Origin of the sequence: Nocardioides sp., assembly GCF_031422975.1 — a bacterium.
GTDB lineage: Bacteria > Actinomycetota > Actinomycetes > Propionibacteriales > Nocardioidaceae > Nocardioides.
On the sequence record NZ_JANPEO010000186.1, the window covers coordinates 1 to 4,992 of the forward strand.

A 4,992-nucleotide genomic window follows, 5' to 3' on the forward strand; every position below is an offset into this window, starting at 1 on the left:
CGACCCTGCCGGATTCACGAAACAGGCGCAGGCCTCGATGGCGACGCACGTCGCGGCCATGGTGGGCTTCAAGGACGCCGGCGCCGAGGTCTTCGACTACGGCAACTCGATCCGCGACGAGGCTCGCAAGGGCGGCTTCGACCGGGCCTTCGACTTCCCCGGCTTTGTCCCGGCCTACATCCGACCGCTCTTCTGCGAGGGCAAGGGCCCGTTCCGCTGGGCCGCGCTGTCCGGCGACCCGGCCGACATCGCCGCCACCGACAAGGCGATCCTGTCGTTGTTCCCGGACAACGAACGGCTGCACAAGTGGATCACCATGGCCGCTGAGCGGGTCGCCTTCCAGGGACTCCCCGCCCGCATCTGCTGGCTGGGGTACGGCGAACGCCACCTCGCCGGGTTGAAGTTCAACGAGATGGTGGCCTCCGGCGAGCTCAAGGCGCCGATCGTCATCGGCCGCGACCACCTCGACTGCGGGTCCGTCGCGTCGCCGTACCGCGAGACCGAGGCCATGAAGGACGGCTCCGACGCGATCGCCGACTGGGCGCTCCTCAATGCGCTGGTGAACACCGCGTCCGGCGCGACGTGGGTCTCGATCCACCACGGTGGTGGCGTCGGTATGGGCCGCTCGATCCACGCCGGCCAGGTCTGCGTCGCCGACGGCACCGCGCTGGCCGCGGAGAAGATCGAGCGCGTGCTGACCAACGACCCGGGGATGGGCGTCATCCGACACGTCGACGCCGGCTACGACCGCGCTGTCGAGGTGGCGGCCGAGCGCGGCGTACGCATCCCGATGACCGAGGGCTGAGGCGAACGCCGGGGAGCGAAATCGGGTCCGCACTCGCCGTACGCCCCGATCTCGTTCCCCACCCGTGATTGGCGAACGGGTCGTGGAGCGCCGTGCAAGGATCCGGCCATGGCCAAGAACGTGACCAAGTCCCGCGTCCGCCTGATCGGTGTCAGCTCGAGGGCGTGGGAGCACCCCGCGGATCGGGGTGCGCTGGTCGCGCTGCGCAAGCTCAAGGGCTTCGACACCATCCTCAAGACGCTGTCCGGGCTGATCAACGAGCGCCAGTGGCGGCTGCTCCTGCTCGGCTCGGCCGTCCGGGTGGACGAGCGCCAGTTCCCCCGGCTCAACCAGCTGCTGGCCGATGTCGCCTCGACGCTGGACGCGGACGAGCTGCCCGAGCTGTACGTCCGCGCCAACCCCGGCTTCCAGGCCGAGACGATCGGCATGAACAAGCCGGTCATCGTGCTCAACTCCGGCCTCATCGATCTCCTCGACGACGAGGAGCTGCGCTTCGTCATCGGTCACGAGCTCGGCCACGCGCTGAGCGGGCACAACGTCTACCGCACCCTGCTGCTCCGGCTGATGGGGATGAGCGGGCTGTTCTACGCGCTGCCCGGCGGTGCGCTGGGACTGCGAGCGATCATCGCCGCACTGATGGAGTGGTCGCGCAAGTCCGAGCTGTCGGCCGACCGGGCCGGCCTGCTGTCCACCCAGGACCCGGCCGTCGCGACCCGCGTCCACATGAAGCTCGCGAGCGGCGGGCACCTCGACGACCTCGACATCACCTCCTTCTTCGCCCAGGCCGCTGAGTACGAGGAGACGGAGGACCTGCGCGACTCGGTGCTCAAGCTGTTCCTGGTCGAGGGCCAGTCGCACCCCTTCAACGTGGTGCGCGCGAGCGAGCTGCGGCGCTGGACCGAGTCCGGCGAGTACACCGCGATCCTGCACGGCACCTATCCCCGCCGCGAGGACGACGCGACCGCCAAGGTGTCCGACGCGGCCCAAGAGGCGGCGAAGAGCTACTCGGCCTCCTTCGGCCGCACCCAGGACACCCTCGGTCGCCTGGTCCACGACATCGCGGGCTTCATGGGCTCCGCCAAGCTCTGGATCGACGAGAAGTTCGGCTCGCGCGGGACCGAGTGATCGGCCGCTCGATGACGGGCGCCAGCACGGCCGTCCGCCCGCAGCCGAGGACGATCATCGAGATGAACGCCCACGACCAGCCTGGCTGAGCATCACGCCGCCCACCACCGGGCCCAGGATCGCGCCGGGTGCGCCAGCGCGTCCTCGGCGGCACGGCGCTCGGTGACGTCCTCGGCGACTCCGCCGGATTGCACCCGCGCTGATCGCGTTGTAGCGCCCACGCAGGTGGTCGGGCGCCGTGGCGTTGGTGATCGCCGGGATCGTCGGGTTCGTCGGCAGGAGCACGAACCCCTTGGCATGTAACACGCTGTCAGGTGCTCTTCCACGCCGTTGCAACGACGTGGAAGAGCACCTGACGACGTGTTACAACGCCGGAGCTGTCGGCTCAGCCGCCTGCGCCGATCGCCAGTCGCCGATCGCCAGAAATGCGTCGTGGCCCGGCCCCCTTGGGGGGACCGGGCCACGTGATGCAAGGTGCCGGGGCTAGAAGACCCGGCGGCTCGAGCCGCCGATCGGAACGAAGTTGAGGATCAGACCGACGACCAGCAGGATCGCGCCAATCGTGACCAGGATGGACTGGGGCAGGACGAGACCCAGGATGAGCAGAATCAGACCAAGTACGACCATGGTGATACCTCCTTGTTCGCTCCCCTATGAAGCGACCGTCCACTATGCCCGCCAATCGGACGCCTGTCTAATCCGGGACCGACCATTCATGCCGTCGATCAGTCCCATCGTCGGCTGAGGATCGCGCGGTCGTCCGGGTCGATGGTGTCGTGGAAGCGGGATATCCATGGGAGGGATGGTTGCCCGAGGCGCCATCACCGAGCCATCCCGCCCATGGATATCCCCCACACGCCGGGGTCCGGGCCAGGGGACACGTCAGCCCTGGAGCACCTGGATCGCGTCGTTGATGGCGAGGGTGCGTTGCGCCGACTCGACGTGGAGGTTCTCCACCATGCGGCCCCTGTAGGTGACGACGCCGGTGGTGCGCGCGGCCCACGCCTCGAGGATGCCGCGGGCGTCCTCGACGGCCAACGCGCTGGGCGCGAAGGCGGTGTTGGCGCCCTCGACCTGTCCGGGGTGGATCAGCGTCTTGCCGTCGAAGCCCATCTGGCGGCCCTGCTCACACTCGGCGAGGAAGCCCTCGACGTCCGACACGTCGTTGTAGACACCGTCGATGATCACGATGCCAGCGGCGCGGGCGGCCAGCAGGGCGAGCCCCAGGCCGGTGATGACGGGCTGGCGGCCGGGGACGTGCTCGGCGTAGAGCTCCTTGACCAGGTCGTTGGTGCCCATCACGAAGCCGGTCAGGCGCGGCGAGGCCTGCGCGATCGACAGGGCGTTCAGCATGCCGATCGGGGTCTCGACCATCGCCCACAGTGAGGTCTTCTCGGGTGCGCCGGCGGCCTCGAGGGCGGCGACGAGCCGGCGCACCTCGTCGGCGGAGTTGACCTTGGGCACCAGCACCACGTCGGGGCCGGCCGCGGCCGCTGCGGCGATGTCGGCCTCGTGCCACTCGGTGCCGATGCCGTTGACGCGGATGATCAGCTCGCGGGCGCCGTACGCCCCGGACCGGACGGCCGCCGCCGCGGCCTCGCGGGCCTCGTCCTTGGCATCGGGAGCGACCGCGTCCTCGAGGTCGAAGATGATGCCGTCGACGGAGAGCGTCTTGGCCTTCTCCAGCGCCTTGGCGTTGGAGCTCGGCATGTAGAGCACCGAGCGGCGGGGGCGGAAGATCGGGTCGGTCATGCCGGCACCTCCGTCGAGATCGCGTCGTACTGGGCCTTGAGTGTCGGGTCGATCGCGGACAGCTGCGCGGCGAGCTCGACCATGACCAGGCACTGCTTGAGGGAGGCGTCGTCCTCCATCTTGCCGTCGAGCATCACCGCACCGGTGCCTCCGCCGCCGAGGGAGTCCATGGCGGCGACGACGCGGCGGGCGTGGCGGATGTCCTCGACGCTGGGGGCGAAGACGCGGTTGGCGATCTCGATCTGCTTGGGGTGCAGGGTCCAGGTGCCCACGCAGCCGAGCAGGAAGGCGTTGCGGAACTGGTCCTCGCACGCGATCACGTCGGCGATGTCGCCGAAGGGCCCGTAATAGGGGTAGATGCCGTGCATCGAGCAGGCGTCGACCATGCGTGCGATCGTGTAGTGCCAGAGGTCCTGCTGGTACGTCGAGCGGTGGGCGTCCGGCTGGTCGGGATTGGGATCCGAGCGCACGAGGTAGCCGGGGTGACCGCCGCCGACGCGGGTGGTCTTCATCCGGCGGTCGGCGGCCAGGTCGGCGGGGCCGAGCGAGAGGCCCTGCATCCGCGGGGAGGCACCGCAGATCTCCTCGATGTTGACGACCCCGCGGGCGGTCTCGAGGATCGCGTGCACCAGGATCGGGCGGTCCAGGCCGGCCCTGGCCTCGAGCTGCGCAAGGATCCGGTCGAGGTAGTGGATGTCCTCGGCGCCCTGCACCTTCGGCACCATGATCACGTCGAGCCTGTCACCGATCTCGGTGACCAGGGTCGTGAGGTCGTCGAGCGCCCACGGACTGTCGAGTGCGTTGATCCGGGTCCACAGCTGGGTCGGCCCGAAGTCGGTCTCCTGGGCGATCCGGACCAGGCCGGCACGGGCAGCCTCCTTGTTGTCTGCCTTGACGGCGTCCTCGAGATTGCCGAGGAGGACGTCAACGGTGCCGACCATCTGCGGGACCTTGGCGGCCATCTTGGCGTTGGACGGATCGAAGAAGTGGATCGCGCGGCTCGGTCGGGCGGGGATCTCGGTGACCGGTTGAGGGGCACCGACGGCGAGCGGGCGGAAGAAGTCCTTGCTTGAACGCATGGTCGCGAACCTACCCACACACCCGCCCCCGCCGGTATGACGGATCCCACGCTCGACCCAACGCCGGATCAGCGGGGGGTGTGGAACGAGACCAGCTCGGTGCGTGCCGCGTCGGGGGCAAGGTCGAACTCCTGCACGACACCCACGCCGCGCGCGTAGAACTTGAGCTCGGTGACGGCCGGGTCGAGCGGGGTGATGTCCTCGGTCATCCGCACGTGTTTGAAGACCCGC

Annotated in this window: 5 protein-coding genes; 2 read left to right on the forward strand and 3 right to left on the reverse strand. The window is 69.2% G+C overall.

Features of this window, described 5'->3' with window-relative positions; genetic code table 11:
* Positions 1-805, forward strand: an 805-nt coding sequence (gene hutU, locus RMO85_RS05850; protein ID WP_310527324.1) for a urocanate hydratase, incomplete at its 5' end; no start/stop codon positions are given.
* Between the two features lie 108 nt (positions 806-913).
* Entirely contained in the window at positions 914-1,930 is a 1,017-nt protein-coding gene (locus tag RMO85_RS05855) for a M48 family metallopeptidase (RefSeq protein ID WP_310527327.1), read from the forward strand.
* A 483-nt stretch (positions 1,931-2,413) separates the two neighbouring features.
* Here the strand turns inward: RMO85_RS05855 and RMO85_RS05860 are convergent, their stop codons facing one another.
* From RMO85_RS05860 to RMO85_RS05870, 3 genes are all read right to left on the reverse strand, one after another.
* Positions 2,414-2,557, reverse strand: coding sequence for a hypothetical protein (locus RMO85_RS05860; protein WP_310527331.1), 144 nt, complete (start codon positions 2,555-2,557; stop codon positions 2,414-2,416).
* A 255-nt stretch (positions 2,558-2,812) separates the two neighbouring features.
* Positions 2,813-3,682 carry a CoA ester lyase gene (locus RMO85_RS05865; RefSeq protein ID WP_310527334.1) on the reverse strand — a complete coding sequence of 290 codons (870 nt, stop codon included), beginning with the start codon at positions 3,680-3,682 and terminating at the stop codon, positions 2,813-2,815.
* The gene (locus RMO85_RS05870; RefSeq protein ID WP_310527337.1) at positions 3,679-4,761 is read right to left on the reverse strand and encodes a CoA ester lyase; all 1,083 of its coding nucleotides are present in this window, start codon (positions 4,759-4,761) and stop codon (positions 3,679-3,681) included. The genes RMO85_RS05865 and RMO85_RS05870 overlap by 4 nt, the downstream gene beginning before the upstream one ends.
* Positions 4,762-4,992: the final 231 nt, after the last annotated feature.

Excerpts from the sequence above, each read along its gene's own strand:
- RMO85_RS05855 (WP_310527327.1), top strand. The coding sequence starts at position 914 with ATGGCCAAGAACGTGACCAAGTCCCGCGTCCGCCTGATCGGTGTCAGC.
- RMO85_RS05860 (WP_310527331.1), bottom strand. The coding sequence starts at position 2,557 with ATGGTCGTACTTGGTCTGATTCTGCTCATCCTGGGTCTCGTCCTGCCC.
- RMO85_RS05865 (WP_310527334.1), bottom strand. The coding sequence starts at position 3,682 with ATGACCGACCCGATCTTCCGCCCCCGCCGCTCGGTGCTCTACATGCCG.
- RMO85_RS05870 (WP_310527337.1), bottom strand. The coding sequence starts at position 4,761 with ATGCGTTCAAGCAAGGACTTCTTCCGCCCGCTCGCCGTCGGTGCCCCT.